Annotated in this window: 13 protein-coding genes; 5 read left to right on the top strand and 8 right to left on the bottom strand. The window is 69.1% G+C overall.

The window, feature by feature from the left end; genetic code table 11:
• Nucleotides 1-15: 15 nt before the first annotated feature.
• Nucleotides 16-1,218 carry an MFS transporter gene (locus JMF86_RS24800; protein ID WP_011694598.1) on the bottom strand — a complete coding sequence of 401 codons (1,203 nt, stop codon included), beginning with the start codon at nt 1,216-1,218 and terminating at the stop codon, nt 16-18.
• Between the two features lie 71 nt (nt 1,219-1,289).
• Between JMF86_RS24800 and JMF86_RS24805 the strand changes: the two genes are divergently transcribed.
• Entirely contained in the window at nt 1,290-2,339 is a 1,050-nt protein-coding gene (locus JMF86_RS24805; protein ID WP_011694597.1) for an AraC family transcriptional regulator, read from the top strand.
• A gap of 43 nt (nt 2,340-2,382) precedes the next feature.
• Here JMF86_RS24805 and JMF86_RS24810 read toward each other — a convergent pair whose 3' ends face one another.
• A complete protein-coding gene (locus tag JMF86_RS24810) occupies nt 2,383-2,547 on the bottom strand; it encodes a hypothetical protein (protein ID WP_011694596.1) in 165 nt (54 codons plus the stop codon).
• A gap of 69 nt (nt 2,548-2,616) precedes the next feature.
• A complete protein-coding gene (locus tag JMF86_RS24815) occupies nt 2,617-4,533 on the bottom strand; it encodes a DUF3857 and transglutaminase domain-containing protein (RefSeq protein ID WP_011694595.1) in 1,917 nt (638 codons plus the stop codon).
• Between the two features lie 77 nt (nt 4,534-4,610).
• On the opposite strand from JMF86_RS24815, the gene JMF86_RS24820 reads away from it, so the two are divergent.
• Nucleotides 4,611-4,883, top strand: a complete 273-nt coding sequence (locus tag JMF86_RS24820) for a hypothetical protein (RefSeq protein ID WP_011694594.1) — start codon at nt 4,611-4,613, stop codon at nt 4,881-4,883.
• 358 nt (nt 4,884-5,241) lie between these two features.
• Complete coding sequence (locus JMF86_RS24825; RefSeq protein WP_006479738.1) at nt 5,242-6,105, top strand: crotonase/enoyl-CoA hydratase family protein; 864 nt, start codon at nt 5,242-5,244, stop codon at nt 6,103-6,105.
• A gap of 48 nt (nt 6,106-6,153) precedes the next feature.
• Here the strand turns inward: JMF86_RS24825 and pdeR are convergent, their stop codons facing one another.
• The 4 genes from pdeR to JMF86_RS24845 form a co-directional block, all read right to left on the bottom strand.
• Nucleotides 6,154-8,157: a cyclic di-GMP phosphodiesterase gene (pdeR, locus tag JMF86_RS24830; protein WP_011694593.1), complete on the bottom strand. Its 2,004-nt coding sequence runs from the start codon at nt 8,155-8,157 to the stop codon at nt 6,154-6,156.
• Nucleotides 8,158-8,727: 570 nt separating this feature from the next.
• Nucleotides 8,728-12,366 carry a hydantoinase B/oxoprolinase family protein gene (locus JMF86_RS24835; protein ID WP_011694591.1) on the bottom strand — a complete coding sequence of 1,213 codons (3,639 nt, stop codon included), beginning with the start codon at nt 12,364-12,366 and terminating at the stop codon, nt 8,728-8,730.
• 127 nt (nt 12,367-12,493) lie between these two features.
• The gene (locus JMF86_RS24840) at nt 12,494-13,792 is read right to left on the bottom strand and encodes an MFS transporter (RefSeq protein WP_006479741.1); all 1,299 of its coding nucleotides are present in this window, start codon (nt 13,790-13,792) and stop codon (nt 12,494-12,496) included.
• A gap of 86 nt (nt 13,793-13,878) precedes the next feature.
• Complete coding sequence (locus tag JMF86_RS24845) at nt 13,879-14,652, bottom strand: putative hydro-lyase (RefSeq protein WP_011694590.1); 774 nt, start codon at nt 14,650-14,652, stop codon at nt 13,879-13,881.
• A 206-nt stretch (nt 14,653-14,858) separates the two neighbouring features.
• Here JMF86_RS24845 and JMF86_RS24850 point away from each other — a divergent pair, with 206 nt between their 5' ends.
• Together JMF86_RS24850 and JMF86_RS24855 are read left to right on the top strand one after the other, a co-directional pair.
• Nucleotides 14,859-15,791 carry a LysR family transcriptional regulator gene (locus JMF86_RS24850; protein WP_201317169.1) on the top strand — a complete coding sequence of 311 codons (933 nt, stop codon included), beginning with the start codon at nt 14,859-14,861 and terminating at the stop codon, nt 15,789-15,791.
• 155 nt (nt 15,792-15,946) lie between these two features.
• Nucleotides 15,947-16,861: a hypothetical protein gene (locus tag JMF86_RS24855; protein WP_201317170.1), complete on the top strand. Its 915-nt coding sequence runs from the start codon at nt 15,947-15,949 to the stop codon at nt 16,859-16,861.
• 14 nt (nt 16,862-16,875) lie between these two features.
• Here JMF86_RS24855 and JMF86_RS24860 read toward each other — a convergent pair whose 3' ends face one another.
• Nucleotides 16,876-17,202 carry an antibiotic biosynthesis monooxygenase gene (locus tag JMF86_RS24860; RefSeq protein WP_011694587.1) on the bottom strand — a complete coding sequence of 109 codons (327 nt, stop codon included), beginning with the start codon at nt 17,200-17,202 and terminating at the stop codon, nt 16,876-16,878.
• Between the last annotated feature and the right edge of the window lie 15 nt (nt 17,203-17,217).

Here is a 17,217-nt window from a genome sequence, read left to right on the forward strand (position 1 = left end):
GGGCCGCCGAGCCGGTCAGGACGCGACCACGCCGACCCGCTTCGGCACGCCGGTCACGATCGTCGCGACCGCCACCGCCAGCACGATCGCCGCGCCGACGAACACGCCTGCCGCGCCGTTCGCGTCGAACACGACGCCGCCGGCGGCCGCGCCCGTCGCGATCGCGAGCTGGATCGCCGCGACGATCAGCCCGCCCGCGCTCTCGGCCTCGTCGGGCACGGTGCGCGTGACCCATGTCGACCACGCGACCGGCACGCCGCCGAACGCCATCCCCCACAACGCGACCAGCACCGCGTCGATCATCGGCGCGCGGCCGAGCACGACGAGCGCGATGCCGAGCACGACCATCAGCGCGGGCATGCCGATCAGCATCGGCCTCAGCCGGTGTTCGAGCACGCGGCCCGCGAGCGACGTGCCGACGAAGTTCGCGATGCCGTAGCCGAGCAGGATCGCCGACAGCCCGTTCACGCCGACGCCCGCCACCTGTTCGAGGAACGGCCGCAGATACGTGAAGAACGCGAAATGGCCGGTGAACACGAGGATCGTCGCGAACATTCCGAGGCCGACGGTCGGCCGGCGCAGCACGTCGATCAGCGTGCGCAGCCGCGTCGTGCCGCTCGGCGGCATCGACGGGAGCGTGACGATCTGCGACACGAACGCGATGCCGCCGATCACGGCCGCGATCAGGAACACGTTGCGCCAGCCGATCAGGTGACCGAAGTAGCTGCCCATCGGCGCGGACGCGATGGTCGCGACCGCCACGCCGCTGAAGATGATCGACAGCGCGCGCGGCACCATCGCCGTCGGCACGAGCCGCATCGCGGTGGCGGTCGCCATCGTCCAGAAGCCGCCGAGCGCGATGCCGAGCACGACGCGGCCGAACAGCAGCATGGCCAGGTTCGGCGCGAACGCCACGGTGAGGTTCGATACGACGAGCAGCACCGAGAACACGAGCAGCACGCGCCGCCGATCGATCGTGCGCGTGAGCGCCGAAATCAGCAGGCTCGTGACGAGCGCGACCGTGGCGGTGGCCGTGACGGCCTGTCCGGCCACGCCCTCGGTCACGCCGAGGCTGTCGGCCATCGGCGTCAACAGGCTCGCCGGCAGGAATTCGGCCGTGACGAGCCCGAACACGCCGAGCGTCATCGCGAAGACCGCGCCCCAGGCCGGTTCGCGGGGGGCCGCCGTCGAGGCGGCCGAGGAGATTCCGGGATTCATGCGGGGGTTCCGTGTCGGTTAGGGAAAGTACTGATAAAGGCGTATCGTAAGGAACAGCGACAGGACGGTCTATGACATACAATCCGTTCTTGTTGATCGAACGTCCGTATCTCGATATGTCCGAGCCCCTTCTGCCCCCGATTCCCGATGTGCACGACCTCGTCAGCGAGTTGCTGCTGGGGATGCGGCTGAGCGGCGTCCAGTACCGCCGCATCCAGGTCGCGCGGCCGTTCGGACTGAGTTTCGGCCACGGGACGGGCCGCGCGCAGTTCCATTTCATCGTGCGCGGACCCGTGCTGCTGCGCGACGCGACGGGCGAGACGATGCGGCTCGAGGCCGGCGACGCGATCCTGTTGCCGCACGGCGGCATGCACGCGCTGGTGTCCGATCCGGATGTGCCGTGCCGCGAGATCGACGGCTTCGAGGTCGCGAAGATCTGCGATACGGTCGCGTCGGTGGCGTCGGCCGGCGTGTCGCCTACGAGCTGCGCGACGAAGGAACCCGGCGCCGGCGATGCGTTGATCTTCAGCGCCTGCATGGAACTCGACCTCGGCGGCATGCAGCCGCTGGTCGGCACGATGCCCGCGTTCATGCACGTGGGCACGCTGCTCGCGCGCTACCCGGAAATCCGCCCGATGCTCGATGCGATGGAGCGCGAGGCGTGCACGGCGCGCGCGGGCTTCGCGGGCATCCTCGCGCGGCTCGCGGACGTGGTCGCGGCGTTCATCGTGCGCGGCTGGGTCGAGTGCGGGTGCGGCGATGCGACCGGCTGGGTGCAGGCGCTGCGCGAGCCGAAGCTCGGCCGCGCGATCGTCGCACTGCATCGCGACCCGGGCCGCAACTGGAGCGTCGCGGAGCTCGCGACCGAGGCAGGCGTGTCGCGCTCGGTGTTCGCCGAACGCTTCCTCGCGGCCACCGGGATGACGCCCGTGCGCTACCTCACCGAGCTGCGGATGCGGCTCGCCGCGCAATGGATCGCCCGCGACCGCGAGACGATCGAAGCGGTCGCGTACCGGCTGGGCTACGGTTCGCTCGCGGCGTTCAGTCGTGCGTTCAAGCGCGTGGTCGGCAAGCCGCCGGGCGCCGTGCGTGCGGACGGCGACGTGCCCGCCGAAGCGTAACGCGCGGCGCGCAGGGCTGGCGGCGGTGCCGGCCCGCAGGCCGTCACTTCAATGCATCGAGCCGGTCGATCAGCGCCGTCGCGCACTGCACGGCGAGCGCCGCGCACTGCTCCACGTCGACGGCCGCGCCGGTCGCGACCGTGCCCTGCACGATCCGGCCCAGCAATTCCTTCGAGAGTTCGGCGATCTCGTGATCCCGTTCCGTCATGATGTCCCTCCTGCGCGTCGGCGATTGCGGTGATTCGCCCGTCCGGAGCGAATGCCGTGCCCGCGCCGCTCAACGCTGCTTCGCCCGCACGACGATCTGCGCCTGCGTGTCGCGCTCGATGCGCTCGAGCGACGCGCGCAGCGCCGCGAATTCGTCCGGCGTGCAGACCTGCCGCCCGAAATCCGCGTTCATCCGCCGCGTGACCTGCACGACGCGCGCGGCCGCATCGAACACGTAATGCGACGTGAAATCGACGAAGCGGTCGTGCACGGCCGTATCGGCCGGCAGGTCGGTCACGACCACGCCCGTCGGCAGCGCGATCTGGCCGGTCTCGTCGAATGCGCCGCCGATGCAGCCCCACGGCTGCGTGCGCACCGGCTCGGCCAGCCAGGTTTCGACCTGGGTCGCGATACCGCCCGTGACGCTCGACAGCGCGGGCAACGCGGTCGTGCCGTCCGGCCAGACGAAATGATCGAGCGTGCCGGTCACGGTCACGTCGAACGGCCCGTCCGTCGCGCGCCGGTCGCTGGTCGACAGTTGCGCGCGGCCGCGCAGGCCGCTTTGCCGCAGGCGCTCGGTCGCGAGTTGCGCGATGCGCTCGCGTGACGCGCGGCGAAACAGGTTGCGTTCGAGTTCGGCCGTCCAGCCGTCGTCCTCGACATAAGCCTGAACACGCGCGGCGCCCGGCTGCGCGGCATCGATCGAGATCCGCGCGGTGCGGGCGCGCGGCTGCGTGGCCGGCGTGCGCGACAGCACGCCCGTATCGACCAGCAGCGCCGGGCGATCCATCACGATCGGCGGCAGGTAGCCGAACGCGATGCCGGCCGTCGTCGTATCCGCGTAGAGCGCGAGATCGGGCAGCCACGTGATCGCGTGATTGATCGCGCCGGCGCCGTAGCCGGGCACCGACGGCAGCGTGTACACGGCGCCGAGATTGATCAGCACCGGTTCGCTGCGAATGCCGACCGCCGCGAGCAACGCGCCGAACAGCGCGACATGATCCTTGCAGTCGCCGTAGCGGTTGCGCAGGATGTCGGTCACGCGATGCGGCGCGGCGGCCGTCTCGCCGAGAAACAACCCGACGTAACGCACGTTCGCCTGCACCCAGTCGTACAGGATGCGCGCCTTGTCGCGCGGATCGGCGGCATTCGCCGTGAGCGCACGCGCCAGCTGCACGACGGCCGCATCGTTCGCGCTCGGGTCAACGGCCGCGTTGCGGTAGCGCGCGGCGAACGCCGCGTAGTCGGGCAGCGTCGACACGACGAGCCGGTCGCCGTAGGTCGGATAGCCGACCGAGCCGCTCTCGATGCGATCGTACGCGCCGTGCCGGTAGTCGAATTCGTAGCGCGTGCGGCCGTTCGCCGTGACGGGCGGCAGCGCGACGTAGCCGCGCGCGTCCGCGTACAGCGGCATGTCGGCCGGCACGTCGAAGATCAGCCGCTGGCTGTCGACCGGCTCGCGAGACGGCTCGACGGTGTAGCCGAAGTAGCCGCGATTGACCGGCTTCGTGCGGGTCTTGCGGAACGCGACGCGGGTGCTTGACCCGGCTTCGACGCCGGGGAACACGACGGTGCGCAGCAGGCCGTCCTGGAACGTCGGCGCGCCGGCCGAGCGCGGCTCCTGCACGTCGCGAATGCCGTCCGCGCCGACCGGATGCGCGACGCCGTCGCGGTCGATCGTCTCGGCCGCGAGCAGCTCCACCTTCTCGAGATGCTTGTCGAACCATACGTAGCGCTGCGCAACGGCATCGATGCCGTTCGCGTCGTTCGCGCGCAGCGTCGAATCGTCGTGCTCGTCGAGCGAACCGTCGTGCTGGATCACGAATTCGTGGACGTCGCTGACGAGCGTGACGGGCGCCATATCGGCCGCGTCGCGAGCGTCTGGCGTGTCGTGTGAGTCGCGCGTATCGGCCACGGCCCTACCCGCGCCGAGCGCCACGGCGCACACGAGCAGGCAGCCGGTCCATCGGGAATGAAAACGCACCACGTCGAAGCTCTCCGCGCGTTCGTTACCGGACGTCAGCGCCGCGCGCCGGAGCGGAAGTCGTACCGCATGACGCGCGCATGACAGGCCGCTCGCGCGCACCCGCACGCGTGGCCGTCGTGCGGCCCAGTGTGGGCGACGGGCTGGCGAGCGTCAAGCCGCGCCAGCGGGAAGGACACCTCACGCCGATCGGCGACGCTTTCGAAACCGGTGACCGCGTGATGGCGTTCGCGTGGCTGCGCGTGATCCTGTCAGGCACGCTGCCGACGGTGCTGCATCTCGAACGGCGGCATCCGAAACCGATCGACGCCGAGCGGCCATGCGCGCCGCGCATTCCCTCTCGCTCACGGTGAGGTGAGGTGAACCGCCCGCACGCCGGCCCGACCCGCAACAGCGGATCGGCGTCCTAGCGTCGCTTTCAGCGCGTAAGCGGCGGCAACGCAGGCTGCGTCACCGCCGGTGCGCCCGCTCCACTCGAGTCCCCTCCCCACCCACCGACCTCAGCCCCTCGTCCCTCCGTCCGTCGTCACCCGTCCTTTCGCCCGAACGCAAGCCGCACCGGTGTCCCGGTCGTGCGTTGTTCCCCGCAATTCGACATTTGTGCGCGCGCAACAATGGCGATGCCTCGCGCCAGGCGCCAGACGGGCAACCCGATGCCCGCCTGGCGCCTGGCGCGGCGGTCTTTAAAACCACATCTCACGAGGACATACCATGCAACTCCAATCCCATCCGGCTTGCCGTCCGTTTTACGAAGCCGGCGAACTCTCCCAACTGACGGCCTTCTACGAAGAAGGCCGTAACGTCATGTGGATGATGCTGCGATCGGAGCCGCGACCGTGCTTCAACCAACAACTCGTCACCGACATCATCCATCTCGCGCGCGTCGCACGCGACTCGGGCCTCAAGTTCGACTTCTGGGTGACGGGCTCGCTCGTCCCCGAGCTGTTCAACGTCGGCGGGGACCTGAGCTTCTTCGTCGACGCGATCCGCAGCGGCCGGCGCGACCAGTTGATGGCGTACGCGCGCTCGTGCATCGACGGCGTGTACGAGATCTACACGGGCTTCGGCACCGGCGCGATCTCGATCGCGATGGTCGAGGGCAGCGCGCTCGGCGGCGGCTTCGAGGCCGCGCTCGCGCATCACTACGTGCTCGCGCAGAAGGGCGTGAAACTCGGCTTCCCCGAGATCGCGTTCAATCTGTTCCCGGGCATGGGCGGCTATTCGCTGGTCGCACGCAAGGCGAACCGCGGCCTCGCGGAATCGCTGATCGCGACCGGCGAAGCGCATGCGGCCGAATGGTACGAAGATCAGGGGCTGATCGACGAGACGTTCGACGCCGGTGACGCGTATCTGGCGACGCGCACCTTCATCGACGTGACGAAGCCCAAGCTGAACGGCATCCGGGCGATGCTGCGCGCCCGCGAACGCGTGTTCCAGCTGTCGCGCTCGGAGCTGATGGACATCACGGAAGCGTGGGTGCATGCGGCGTTCACGATCGAGCCGAAGGATCTCGCGTACATGGAACGCCTGGTGATGCTGCAGAACCGGCGCGTGTCGAAGCTGCGCACGGTGTAATGCGACGGGCGCCGCCGGGGCCGGCGGCGCCTTTTTCCGGAACGATGCTCAGGCGATCAGCCTGAGCTTTCTCGTCTCCGCGAGCCACGCCTCGAACGCCTGCGCCGGCATCGGCCGCGCGTAGTAGTAGCCCTGCGCGTGATCGACGTCGAGCTGCTTGAGGAATTCGGCTTCCGCATGCGTTTCGACGCCTTCCGCGACCACCGCGAAATTCAGCGCCTTCGCGAGCGACACGACCGAGCGCACCAGCGCCTGCGAGCGCGGATTGCGGTCGATCGCCGTGATGAAGGTGCGGTCGAGCTTGATCGCGTCGAGCGGCAGGCGCGACAACTGCGACAGCGACGAATAGCCGGTGCCGAAATCGTCGAGATGGATCTCCGCGCCGAGCTGGCGGAACTGCCGCATCAGCCCGTTGGCCGCCTCCTCGTCCTCGATGAAGCAGCTCTCGGTCAGCTCGATGTCGAGCAGGCCGGGCTTCAGCCCCGCGCCGTCGAGAATCGACGCGAACTGGTGCACGATGTTCATGTCCTGCAACTGCCGCGCGGACAGGTTCACCGCGATCCGGACGCCGAGCCCCTTCGCCTTCCACGCGGCCGCCTGCGCGGCCGCGGTGCGCATCACCCAGCGCCCGAGCGGCGCGATCAGCCCCGACTCTTCCGCGAAGCGGATGAACTCGACCGGCGCGACGAGCCCGCGATCGGGCGACTGCCAGCGGATCAGCGCCTCGACGGCATGCACGTCGCCCGTCGCGATGTCGACGACCGGCTGGTAGTGCAGCACGAACTGCTCTTCCTCGAGCGCCTTGCGCAGGTTCGTGTCGAGCCACATGTACTTCGCGACCTTCTGGTTCATCTCCAGCGAGAACACGCGATACGTATGCTTGCCCTCTTCCTTCGCGACGTACATCGCGGTGTCGGCGCTGCGGATCAGCGTCTCGAGCGAATCGCCGTGCTGCGGATGCATCGCGATGCCGATCGAACAGCTCGTGTAGACCTCCATCAGTCCGAGATGGATCGGCGTGCGCAGCCGTTCGAGGATGATCTGCGCGGTCGCTTCGAGCAGCGGCCGCGTGGCGTGTTCGAACAGCACGAGGAATTCGTCGCCGCCGAGCCGCGCGAGCGTCGCGCCGGACGGCAGGCAGCCGCTGATGATCGCCGACACGTCCTGCAGCAGCCGGTCGCCGGTGATGTGCCCGTAGTGATCGTTGACGCGCTTGAAGTTGTCGAGATCGAGGAACAGGATGCCGACGTGGCCGCGCGTATTGGCGTCTTCCTCCGCGATCGCCGCGTGGATGCGCTCGCTGATCGCATGGCGGTTCGGCAGCCCGGTGAGCACGTCGGTGTTCGCGAGCTCGGTGAGCCGCTGCTGCGCGTTGCGCTCCTCGGTGATGTCGATGCCCGAGCAGATCAGGTACTGCTCGTCGACGCCGCTGCCGCTCTGCACGAACTTGTTGCGGAACTGGAACAGGCGCGGCCCGTTGACCGTGTTGATGTAGCGCTCGACCGCGAACGACTGGTTGCTCGCGAAGAAGCCCGTGATGTTGCTGCGCGACTGCGCGCCCTGCTCGGGGCTCATGAACAGCTCGAACGCGCTGCGGCCGATCACGTCGACCTCGCGCTTGCCCGTCACTTCCTCGCACAGGCGGTTGAAGCGCTGCACCATCCCGTTGCGGTCGAGGATCACGACGAGTGAATTCACTTCGGACACGACCTGCTCGGCGAACGCGAGCCCGTGCGCCAGGTCACCGGCGACGGACTCGGTATCGCAATAGGCGGACGCCGTGCCGGCCCAGTCGACCGTATTGACCTTCCTGCCGACGAGATGGAGGCTGACCGGGTTGCCGAACAGCACGATGTCGAGCACGAGGTGCGACGTGACGCCGGTCAGCGCGCGGATGCGCGCGGCCTGCTCGACCGTCAGCGCGACCGCGACGTTGGTCAGGCCGCGGACCGCGGCCAGTTCGAGCGCATTGCTGTCGCTGCCGAGACGCCAGCAGGGGCTGCGCGTACCGACATGCGCCTCGAGCACCGCGCTATCGTTTTCGTCATCCATGGACACGCCCCGATCCAGAAAAAAACGCATAGTGTAGACGGAGGCGAGTGGGCCGACCGCCTTCCCGGGCCACGCAGTGCGCGTGCCCGGCAGGGCTGCCGTGATTGCCGTGACGGCGGGCCTCGTCCCGTTACTTGTTTCCAGCTGATGCGACCGGCGTTCGCGCGTGATGCGCAGGTTCCACCTTACGAATGATGAGAGCCATCTTATCAAATGACGATGAGGATTGGCACTCACATTTAGAGCAGAGTGTCAAGGAATCGGGACTCGATTGGCAAGCCGGATTTTTCATGATTGGCAGCGGCGAATGCGCAGGTGACGCGGCGCGCATCCGGGGCGGCCAGACGGCCCGGAAGCCCTGCCGGGCGGGCGTTTACGACCGATCCACGGATAAGGGGCCGGATACTCGAACGCGTCGCCGCGGCGGGGTCGAATTGCGGATCGCGCGCCGGTTTTTTGTCATTTTTGATTCCATTCGCGCGTGAATGCCGGGCTTTATTCCACAGTTCGTTGCAATATCCTCTGCCCGCCCCGGCGCGGGGCATCCGCGCCGGGAGCCGGATGCGCGGCTCAGTCCGCCGCGCCGTAGCCGCCGCCGCCCGGCGTTTCGACGACGAACACGTCACCGGGCGCCATCTGTGCGCGGCCGATATGGTCGAGCACCTCGACCGTGCCGTCCGCCCGCTCGATCGTGTTGCGGCCGAGCGCGCCGGCCGCGCCGCCCGCCGCGCCGAACGGCGCGTGAATCCGGTTGTTCGACAGGATCGACGCCGTCATCGGCTCGAGGAAGCGGACCCGCCGCACCGCGCCGTCGCCGCCGCGCCAGCGCCCGCCGCCGCCCGAGCCGGCGCGGATCACGTGCGAATCGAGCCGCACCGGGTAGCGCCATTCGAGCACCTCCGGATCGGTGAGCCGCGAGTTCGTCATGTGCGTCTGCACCGCGCCGACGCCCGCGAAGCCGTCGCCCGCGCCGCTGCCGCCGGCGATCGTCTCGTAGTACTGGTATTGATCGTTACCGAATGTGAAGTTGTTCATCGTTCCCTGGCTCGACGCGACGCAGCCAAGCGCGCCGTACAGCGCGTTGGTGATCGCCGACGACGTCTCGACGTTGCCCGACACGACGGCCGCCGGGTACTCGGGATTCAGCATCGAGCGGGCCGGCACGATCACGGTCAGCGGCTTCAGGCAGCCGGCGTTCAGCGGGATGTCGTCGCCGACCAGCGTGCGGAACACGTACAGCACCGCCGCCATGCAGACGGCCTTCGGCGCGTTGAAGTTGTTGTCGAGCTGCGCGGACGTGCCGGTGAAATCGATCTCCGCGCGGCGGGCCGCGCGATCCACGCGGATCGCGACGCGAATCTCCGCGCCGTTGTCGAGCGGATAGCGGTACGCGCCATCCTGCAGTGCACCGATCACGCGCCGCACGGCTTCTTCCGCGTTGTCCTGCACGTGCCCCATGAACGCGAGCACGACGTCGCGGCCGAACTGCGCGACCATCCGGCGCAGCTCGTCGACGCCCTTCTGGTTCGCGGCGACCTGCGCGCGCAGGTCGGCCATGTTCTGCTCGACGTTGCGCGCCGGGTAGCGGCCCGATGCGAGCAGCGCGCGCGTGTCGGCGTCGCGCAGCACGCCGGCCGACACGAGCTGCCAGTTGTCGATCAGCACGCCTTCCTCGTCGATGTGCGTCGAGTCGGGCGGCATCGAGCCCGGCGTCGTGCCGCCGATGTCCGCGTGGTGGCCGCGCGAGCCGACGTAGAACAGCGGCGCGTCCGAGCCGTCCGCGAACACCGGCGTGATGACGGTCACGTCCGGCAGATGCGTGCCGCCGTGGTACGGATCGTTCAGCATGAACACGTCGCCGTCGCGCATGCGGCCGCGGTTGCGCTCGATCACCGTGCGGATGCTCTCGCCCATCGAGCCGAGGTGCACGGGCATGTGCGGCGCGTTCGCGATCAGGTTGCCGTCACCGTCGAAGATCGCGCACGAGAAGTCGAGCCGCTCCTTGATGTTCACCGAGTACGCGGTGTTCTGCAGCCGCAGCCCCATCTGCTCGGCGATCGACATGAACAGGTTGTTGAAGATCTCGAGCCGCACCGGGTCGGCATCGGTGCCGAGCGAGCGGCGCGTCGGCAGCGGCGTCGTGCGCGTCAGCACGAGGTTGCCCTGGGCGGTCATCGCGGCGCGCCAGCCGGGCTCGACGACGGTCGTGCCGTTCTGCTCCGCGACGATCGCCGGGCCGTCGATCGTGTCGCCGGCGCGCAGCGTGTCGCGCACGACCAGCGCCGCATCGTGCCACTGGCCGCCGGAATAAAAGCGCACGGCCGCGTGCGCTTGCGGCGCCGCGCCCGCCTCGCGCGGCGCGAGCGGCGCGATGTCGACCGGCGCGTCCGAGCGGCCGATCGCCTCGACCGACGCGAGTTCGGCCACCAGCGGCGTGCCCGGCATCAGGAACGCGTAGCGCTGCCGGTACGCGGCCTCGAACGCCTGCTGCATCGCGGCGACGCTGCCGGCCGGCACGTCGAGCGCCGAATCGGTGCCCTGGTAGCGCAGGTGCACGCGCCGCTCGGTCGCGATCCGCTCCGGCGGCACGCCCTGTTCGAGCAGCGCGCCGATGGCCTCGTCGGCGAGCCGGTCGAGCGCCGCGTTCAGCGCCGGCAGCGATGCGTCGGACAACACGGCTTCCACCGCGCGCTCGCGCATCGCGGTCTGGTCGGCCAGCCCCATCCCGTACGCGGACAGCACGCCCGCGAGCGGATGCGCGAACACCTGCGTCATCCCGAGCGCATCGGCCACGCCGCACGCGTGCTGGCCGCCCGCGCCGCCGAACGTCGTCAGCACGTAGCGCGACACGTCGTGGCCGCGCTGCACGGAAATCTTCTTGATCGCGTTCGCCATGCTGCCGATCGCGATCTCCAGGAACCCTTCGGCGAGCGCCTCGGGCGTCTCGCGCCGGCCGGTCGCCGCGTGGATCTCGTCGGCGAGCGCCGCGAACTTCGCGACCACGCCGTCGCGGTCGAGCGGCTGGTCCGCATGCGGGCCGAACACGCGCGGGAAATGATCGGGCTGGATCTTGCCGAGCATCACGTTGCAGTCGGTCACCGTCAGCGGGCCGCCGCGCCGGTACGCGGCCGGCCCCGGGTTCGCGCCGGCCGATTCGGGCCCGACGCGCAGCCGCGCGCCGTCGAAGCCGAGCACCGAGCCGCCGCCGGCCGCGACCGTGTGGATGCTCATCATCGGCGCGCGCATCCGCACGCCGGCCACCTGCGTCTCGAACTCGCGCTCGAATTCGCCGTTGTAGTGCGACACGTCGGTCGACGTGCCGCCCATGTCGAAGCCGATCACCTGGCCGAAGCCGGCCGCGCGCGCCGCACGCACCATCCCGACGATGCCGCCGGCCGGGCCTGACAGGATCGCGTCCTTGCCCTGGAACGCATCGGCGCGCGTGAGGCCGCCGCTGCTCTGCATGAACTGCAGGTTCACGCCCGGCATCTCGTGCGCGACCTGCTCGACGTAGCGGCGCAGGATCGGCGACAGGTACGCGTCGACCACGGTCGTATCGCCGCGCGACACCATCTTCATCAGCGGCGACACCTCGTGCGACACCGATACCTGCGTGAAGCCGATGCGGCGTGCGAGTTCCGCCAGCATCCGTTCGTGCGCGGTGTAGCGGTAGCCGTGGATCAGCACGATCGCGAGCGCACGCACCCCGCTGTCGAACACGCGGCGCAACGACGCTTCGGCACCCTGAACGTCGAGCGGCACGACCACGTCGCCATGCGCGCCGACGCGCTCGTCGATCTCGACGACCGTCTCGTACAGCGCGTCGGGCAGCACGATGTCGAGATCGAACAGGCGCGGCCGGTTCTGGTAAGCGATGCGCAGCACGTCGCGAAAACCGCGCGTCGTGGCCAGCGCGGTACGTTCGCCCTTGCGTTCGAGCAACGCGTTGGTCGCGACCGTCGTGCCCATCTTCACCATGTCGACCTGCGCGGGCGTGATCGGCTCGTCGGCCGCGAGACCGAGCAGGTGGCGAATGCCGGCCACGGCCGCGTCGCGGTACTGCTCGGGGTTCTCCGACAGCAGCTTGTGCGTGACGAGCGTGCCGTCGGGCCGCCGCGCGACGATGTCGGTGAACGTGCCGCCGCGGTCGATCCAGAATTGCCAGCGCGCGGTGTCGGAGGGAACGGGAGAAAGGTGTCGGTCAGTCATGATGTCGGTCGATGCGTCGTTGATTCGAGGACGAGCGCCGCCGCACGGCGCGCGTCGCGCGCCGTGTCACGGTGTCGATGAAAGGGGAAGAAACACGCGGGGCCGGCGGCCCCGCCGCTGCCGCCGGTCAGGCGGCGTCGAGTTCGCGGCCGCGGGTCTCGGGCAGCGTCAGCGCGGCGACGATCACCACGCCGTAGGCGGCGACCGCGAAGATGCCGATGCTCGTGCCGAGCCCGTATTGCTTCGACAGCGCGCCGATCAGGAACGGGAACAGCGCACCGATCGCGCGGCCCACGTTGTAGCAGAAGCCCTGGCCGGAACCGCGCACGCGGGTCGGGAACAGCTCGGTGAGGAACGCGCCCATCCCCGAGAAGATGCCCGATGCGAAGAAGCCGAGCGGGAAGCCGAGCCACAGCATCGACGCGTTGGTCAGGTTCAGCGACGTGTACGCGAACGCGATCACCATCGAGCCGACCGCGAACAGGATGAAGTTCGGCTTGCGGCCGAGGCGGTCGGTCAGGTACGCGCTCGTCAGGTAGCCGACCCACGAGCCGAAGATGATCATCGCGAGATAGCCGCCGGTGCCCATCACCGTCAGGTGCCGCTCGGTCTTCAGGAAGGTCGGCAGCCACGTCGTGATCGCGTAGTAGCCGCCCTGCGCGCCGGTCGTCAGCAGCGCCGCGCGCAGCGTCGTCGTGATCAGCTTCGGCGCGAAGATCTCGGTGAGGCGCGGCGCATCGGCCACTTTCGCCTGCGCGGCCTTCTCCTTCTCGTAGACGTCCGGCTCCTTCACGTAGCGGCGGATCGCGACGACCAGCAGCGCGGGCGCGAGCCCGACCAGGAACAGCGCGCGCCACGCCTGCTCGGCCGGCAGCACCGAGAACAGCAGCGCATACAGCAGCGCGCACAGCCCCCAGCCGATCGCCCAGCCCGACTGCACGAGGCCGACCGCCCTGCCGCGGTCGCGCGCGCGGATCACTTCGCCGATCAGCACCGCGCCGGCCGTCCATTCGCCGCCGAAGCCGAAGCCCATCAGCGCGCGCGCCGCGACCAGCTGGTGGTAGTTCTGCGCGAGCCCGCACAGCGCGGTGAACACCGCGAACCACAGCACCGTGAGCTGCAGCGTGCGCACGCGGCCGATCCGGTCGGACAGGATGCCGGCGATCCAGCCGCCGAGCGCCGACGCGAGCAGCGTGATCGTGCCGATGAAGCCCGCGTCGGCGAGCGAGATGCCCCAGGTCGCGACGAGCGTCGGGATCACGAACGACAGCATCTGTGTGTCCATCCCGTCGAGCATGTAGCCGACCTTGCAGCTCCAGAACGCGCGGCGCTCGCGCGGCTGCGCATCCGCGTACCACGAGAACAGGCCGGTGCGCTCGCGGCTCGCGGGCTCGGCGGCGGGCGCCGCGAGGGTCTTGCTTTCCATGGTGGTACTCCTGTCGTTATGCGCCGATCCAATGGCGTGGGGTGCGGTGTGTCGTCTGTACGTCGCTTACGGGTGGGCCGGCCGGGTCAGAACACGGCCAGCGAGGCATTCGTGATGTCGGTCATCAGCATGTGGCCGGGCGTATGCGCGATCGCGATCGGCAGCTTCGCGTCCATCAGCGCGGTTTGCGGCGTCACGCCGCATGCCCAGAACACCGGCAGCTCGCCGTCGCGGATCGTCACCGCGTCGCCGAATTCGGGCGCGTTCAGATCCTCGATGCCGAGCGCCCGCGGATCGCCGATATGGATCGGCGCGCCGTGCACGCCCGGGAACCGGCTCGTGATCTGCACCGCGCGGATCGCGTCGGCGCCGCGCAGCGGCCGCATCGACACGACCAGCTGGCCGCCGAAGATGCCCGCGCGGCGGTTCGCGATCGACGTGCGGTACATCGGCACGTTGCAACCCTCCTCGACGTGGCGCAGCCCGATCCCTTCGCGGGCGAGCATGTCCTCGAACGAGAACGAGCAGCCGATCGCAAATACGACGAAATCGTCGCGCCACAGCGCGTCGAGCGACTCGACGCGCTCGGTCAGGCGGCCGTCCCGATAGACGTTGTAGCTCGGCACGTCGGTGCGGATGTCGAGATCGTCGCCGAGCGCGTCGATCCGGAACGCGCCCGGTTCGCCGACGCCCAGCAGCGGGCAGGCCTTCGGGTTCGCCTGGCAGAAGCGCAGGAAATCGTGCGCGTACGCGTCGGGCAGGATCGCCAGGTTCGCCTGGGCAAACGGGCCGCAATGGCCGGCGGTCGGGCCGCGGAACGCGCCGCGGCGCACGGATTGACGGAATTCGGAAGGCGTCATGAGAGTCGGTCGCAGATCGGGATGGCGTGGCGATGACGGTGATGTGTCATCGGATAGGGCGAAGAATAGAAAGGAAAAAATTTTGTCGCCAACGAGTTTTTTTGCGCCTGTTGTATAGAATTTCTTAACGGACCTGCGGGTTTTCCCCGGTCCCGTTCACTTTTCGTCGCCGGCAAGCTGCGCATCCACTGCCTCGCCCGACTGCCATGAACACGCGTTTTCTCGAAACTTTCGTCACGCTCGCGAAGCTGCGCAACTTCCGCACGACCGCGGCGGCGCTGCACGCGACGCCGGCCGCGATCTCGCAGCGCCTGAAGGCGCTCGAGGACGAACTGCATACGGTACTCGTCGATCGCGACAGTCGCGAATTCCGGCTCACGCCGAACGGCGAATACCTGCTCGGCTATGCGAAAGCCGTGGTCGAGGCAACGCAGGAACTGCAGGCCGCCGCGTCCGGCGAGAGTGCGCTGCGCGGCAAGCTGCGGCTCGGCGTGATCGAGACGGTCGTGCACAGCTGGCTGCCGCACTACATGCGGCGGCTCGCGGCCGACTATCCTGAGCTCGAGATCGACCTGACCGTCGACGTCAGCGTCGTGCTGCAGCGCCGGCTGATGGCCGGCGAGCTCGACCTGATCATCCGTGTGGAAGGCAGCGACGAGGCGTCGGTCGTGTGCGACGCGCTCGCGAACTACCCGGTGCGCTGGATCGCGCGCGCCGGCCTGCTGCCGAATACCCGCGCGGGCGTCGCGCGGCAGGTGTTGCGCCAGCCGATCCTCACCTACGGCCGCGGCACCGCGCCCCATCGCGCGCTGGAGGACATCGTCCGCACGCTCGCGCATGCGCACGGCGTGCCGCTGTCGGAGACGCGCATCACCGGTTCGCCATCGATCTCGGTGATCGTGCAACTGGTGCGTGACGGTTTCGGCGTCGCCGCGATTCCGGTGCTGTTCGTCGATGCGCTGATCGAAAGCGGCGAAGTCGTCGAGCTGCCGCTGCAGCCGTCGCCGCCGTCGATCGTCGTGTCGATGTCGCGGCGGGCGGACGCGCCGCGGTTCGTGCACGGCGCATCGATCGCGGCGCGCGCGGCATGTCACGAGTATTGCGAGAAGAGCAGGCGGTTGCTGGTCGAAGCGCTTTGACCTTGCAGCGGCGGACGACGCCCGTTCGACATCGCCGCATGAATCGCCCACAATCGCGTTCGACGCGTCGCCGCATCGGCGCCGCGCACCGTGAATGACGGCCCGGCCGCCCGGCATTCGTCGCTTCGCATGATCGTGCACCACGAGAAGGCAACATGCAGATTCGTTCCGCTTCGCCCCGCCTGAACCTCGCACGCGTCGTGATCGTCGCGCTGTATGTCGCGTCGCTGCTGCTGCCCGTCGCAGCCGAACCGCCGAACGCGGCCGGCGCGGTGAGCTGGTGGCATGGCTACACCGTGCTCGTGCTCGGCCCGCTCGCGATCCTCGACCTGCAATTCGCATGGCTCGGCAACCCGCTGCTCGTCGTCGCGCTGCTCAGGCCGAGCCGTACCGTATCCGCGCTGCTGGCCGTGGTCGTGGTCTTCGCGCTCGGGTGGCATACGATCCCGACCGACGCGAACTACGAAACGATCCGTACGTTCGGGGCCGGGTACTACTTATGGATGGCGGTGATGGTGGGCGCCGCCGCGCTGCCGTGGATCGATGGGCGCGGTTCGCAGGATGACGGTGCGCCGAGCCTCGGCGTCGGTACCGCGGCTGGGGCCGTGCCGACCGGCACCGGCACCGGCACCGGCACCGGCACCGGCGCAGTCACCGGCAGCCCGGCCCGACCGCATGCCGCGCCGTCATCGCCCCGACCGCCTGCCCGGCAAAGCGGCTGGACCGTGACGGCAACCGATACGCGCATCGAAGCGACCGACGGGACCGGGGCGATGCGCGGCATCGCGCTGTCCGACCTCGGCGCGATCGTGATCGAGACCAACGACCAGGGGCCGTTCGCGTCGGATATCTGGTGGATTCTGTTCGATACGAACAAGCAGTTCGCGTGTGCCTTTCCGCAGGATGCCGAAGGCGCGAAGGCGGCGGTCGACCGGCTGCTCGACCTGCCCGGCATCGATCACCGCAAGGTCATCGACGCGCAGACGTCGATCCAGAACGCGACGTTCCCGATCTGGGCCCGCGCGGCGGGAGAACCTGCCACGCCGGGAGAAACCGGCGCGACCGCCTGACCGACCGGCAACCGTTACGCGGATGGCCCCGCATGCGGCGGCGTCAGCTTGCCGTCGCCATACTCGCGAAGCACCTGCGAAATCACGACGCGATACCCGTCCAGCCAGCGCGCCTGCTTCGCCTTGGCCTCGAGATGCGCGGGATGCTGCATCAACTGCCGCAGCGCCGCCTCGGATTCCCAGTAGTAGACGTTCTGAATCAGGCCAGCTTCCGCGTTCTCCCACGTTTCCTCGCCGAGATAACCGGGCGTCGCGCGCGCCATGTCGGCGATCTGCCGGTCGAGCCGGTGGAATTCGTCGTCGTACTGCCCGGCACGAAAAATGAAGGTCGATGCGTACATGCCTGCTCGCTCTGC

The organism is Burkholderia sp. E168m15, assembly GCF_016586105.1.
In the GTDB taxonomy this organism is placed as follows: domain Bacteria; phylum Pseudomonadota; class Gammaproteobacteria; order Burkholderiales; family Burkholderiaceae; genus Burkholderia; species Burkholderia orbicola.

Coding starts and splice junctions, on each gene's coding strand:
- JMF86_RS24800 (WP_011694598.1), bottom strand. CDS start 1,218: ATGAATCCCGGAATCTCCTCGGCCGCCTCGACGGCGGCCCCCCGCGAA.
- JMF86_RS24805 (WP_011694597.1), top strand. CDS start 1,290: ATGACATACAATCCGTTCTTGTTGATCGAACGTCCGTATCTCGATATG.
- JMF86_RS24810 (WP_011694596.1), bottom strand. CDS start 2,547: ATGACGGAACGGGATCACGAGATCGCCGAACTCTCGAAGGAATTGCTG.
- JMF86_RS24820 (WP_011694594.1), top strand. CDS start 4,611: ATGACAGGCCGCTCGCGCGCACCCGCACGCGTGGCCGTCGTGCGGCCC.
- JMF86_RS24825 (WP_006479738.1), top strand. CDS start 5,242: ATGCAACTCCAATCCCATCCGGCTTGCCGTCCGTTTTACGAAGCCGGC.
- pdeR (WP_011694593.1), bottom strand. CDS start 8,157: ATGGATGACGAAAACGATAGCGCGGTGCTCGAGGCGCATGTCGGTACG.
- JMF86_RS24835 (WP_011694591.1), bottom strand. CDS start 12,366: ATGACTGACCGACACCTTTCTCCCGTTCCCTCCGACACCGCGCGCTGG.
- JMF86_RS24840 (WP_006479741.1), bottom strand. CDS start 13,792: ATGGAAAGCAAGACCCTCGCGGCGCCCGCCGCCGAGCCCGCGAGCCGC.
- JMF86_RS24845 (WP_011694590.1), bottom strand. CDS start 14,652: ATGACGCCTTCCGAATTCCGTCAATCCGTGCGCCGCGGCGCGTTCCGC.
- JMF86_RS24850 (WP_201317169.1), top strand. CDS start 14,859: ATGAACACGCGTTTTCTCGAAACTTTCGTCACGCTCGCGAAGCTGCGC.
- JMF86_RS24855 (WP_201317170.1), top strand. CDS start 15,947: ATGCAGATTCGTTCCGCTTCGCCCCGCCTGAACCTCGCACGCGTCGTG.
- JMF86_RS24860 (WP_011694587.1), bottom strand. CDS start 17,202: ATGTACGCATCGACCTTCATTTTTCGTGCCGGGCAGTACGACGACGAA.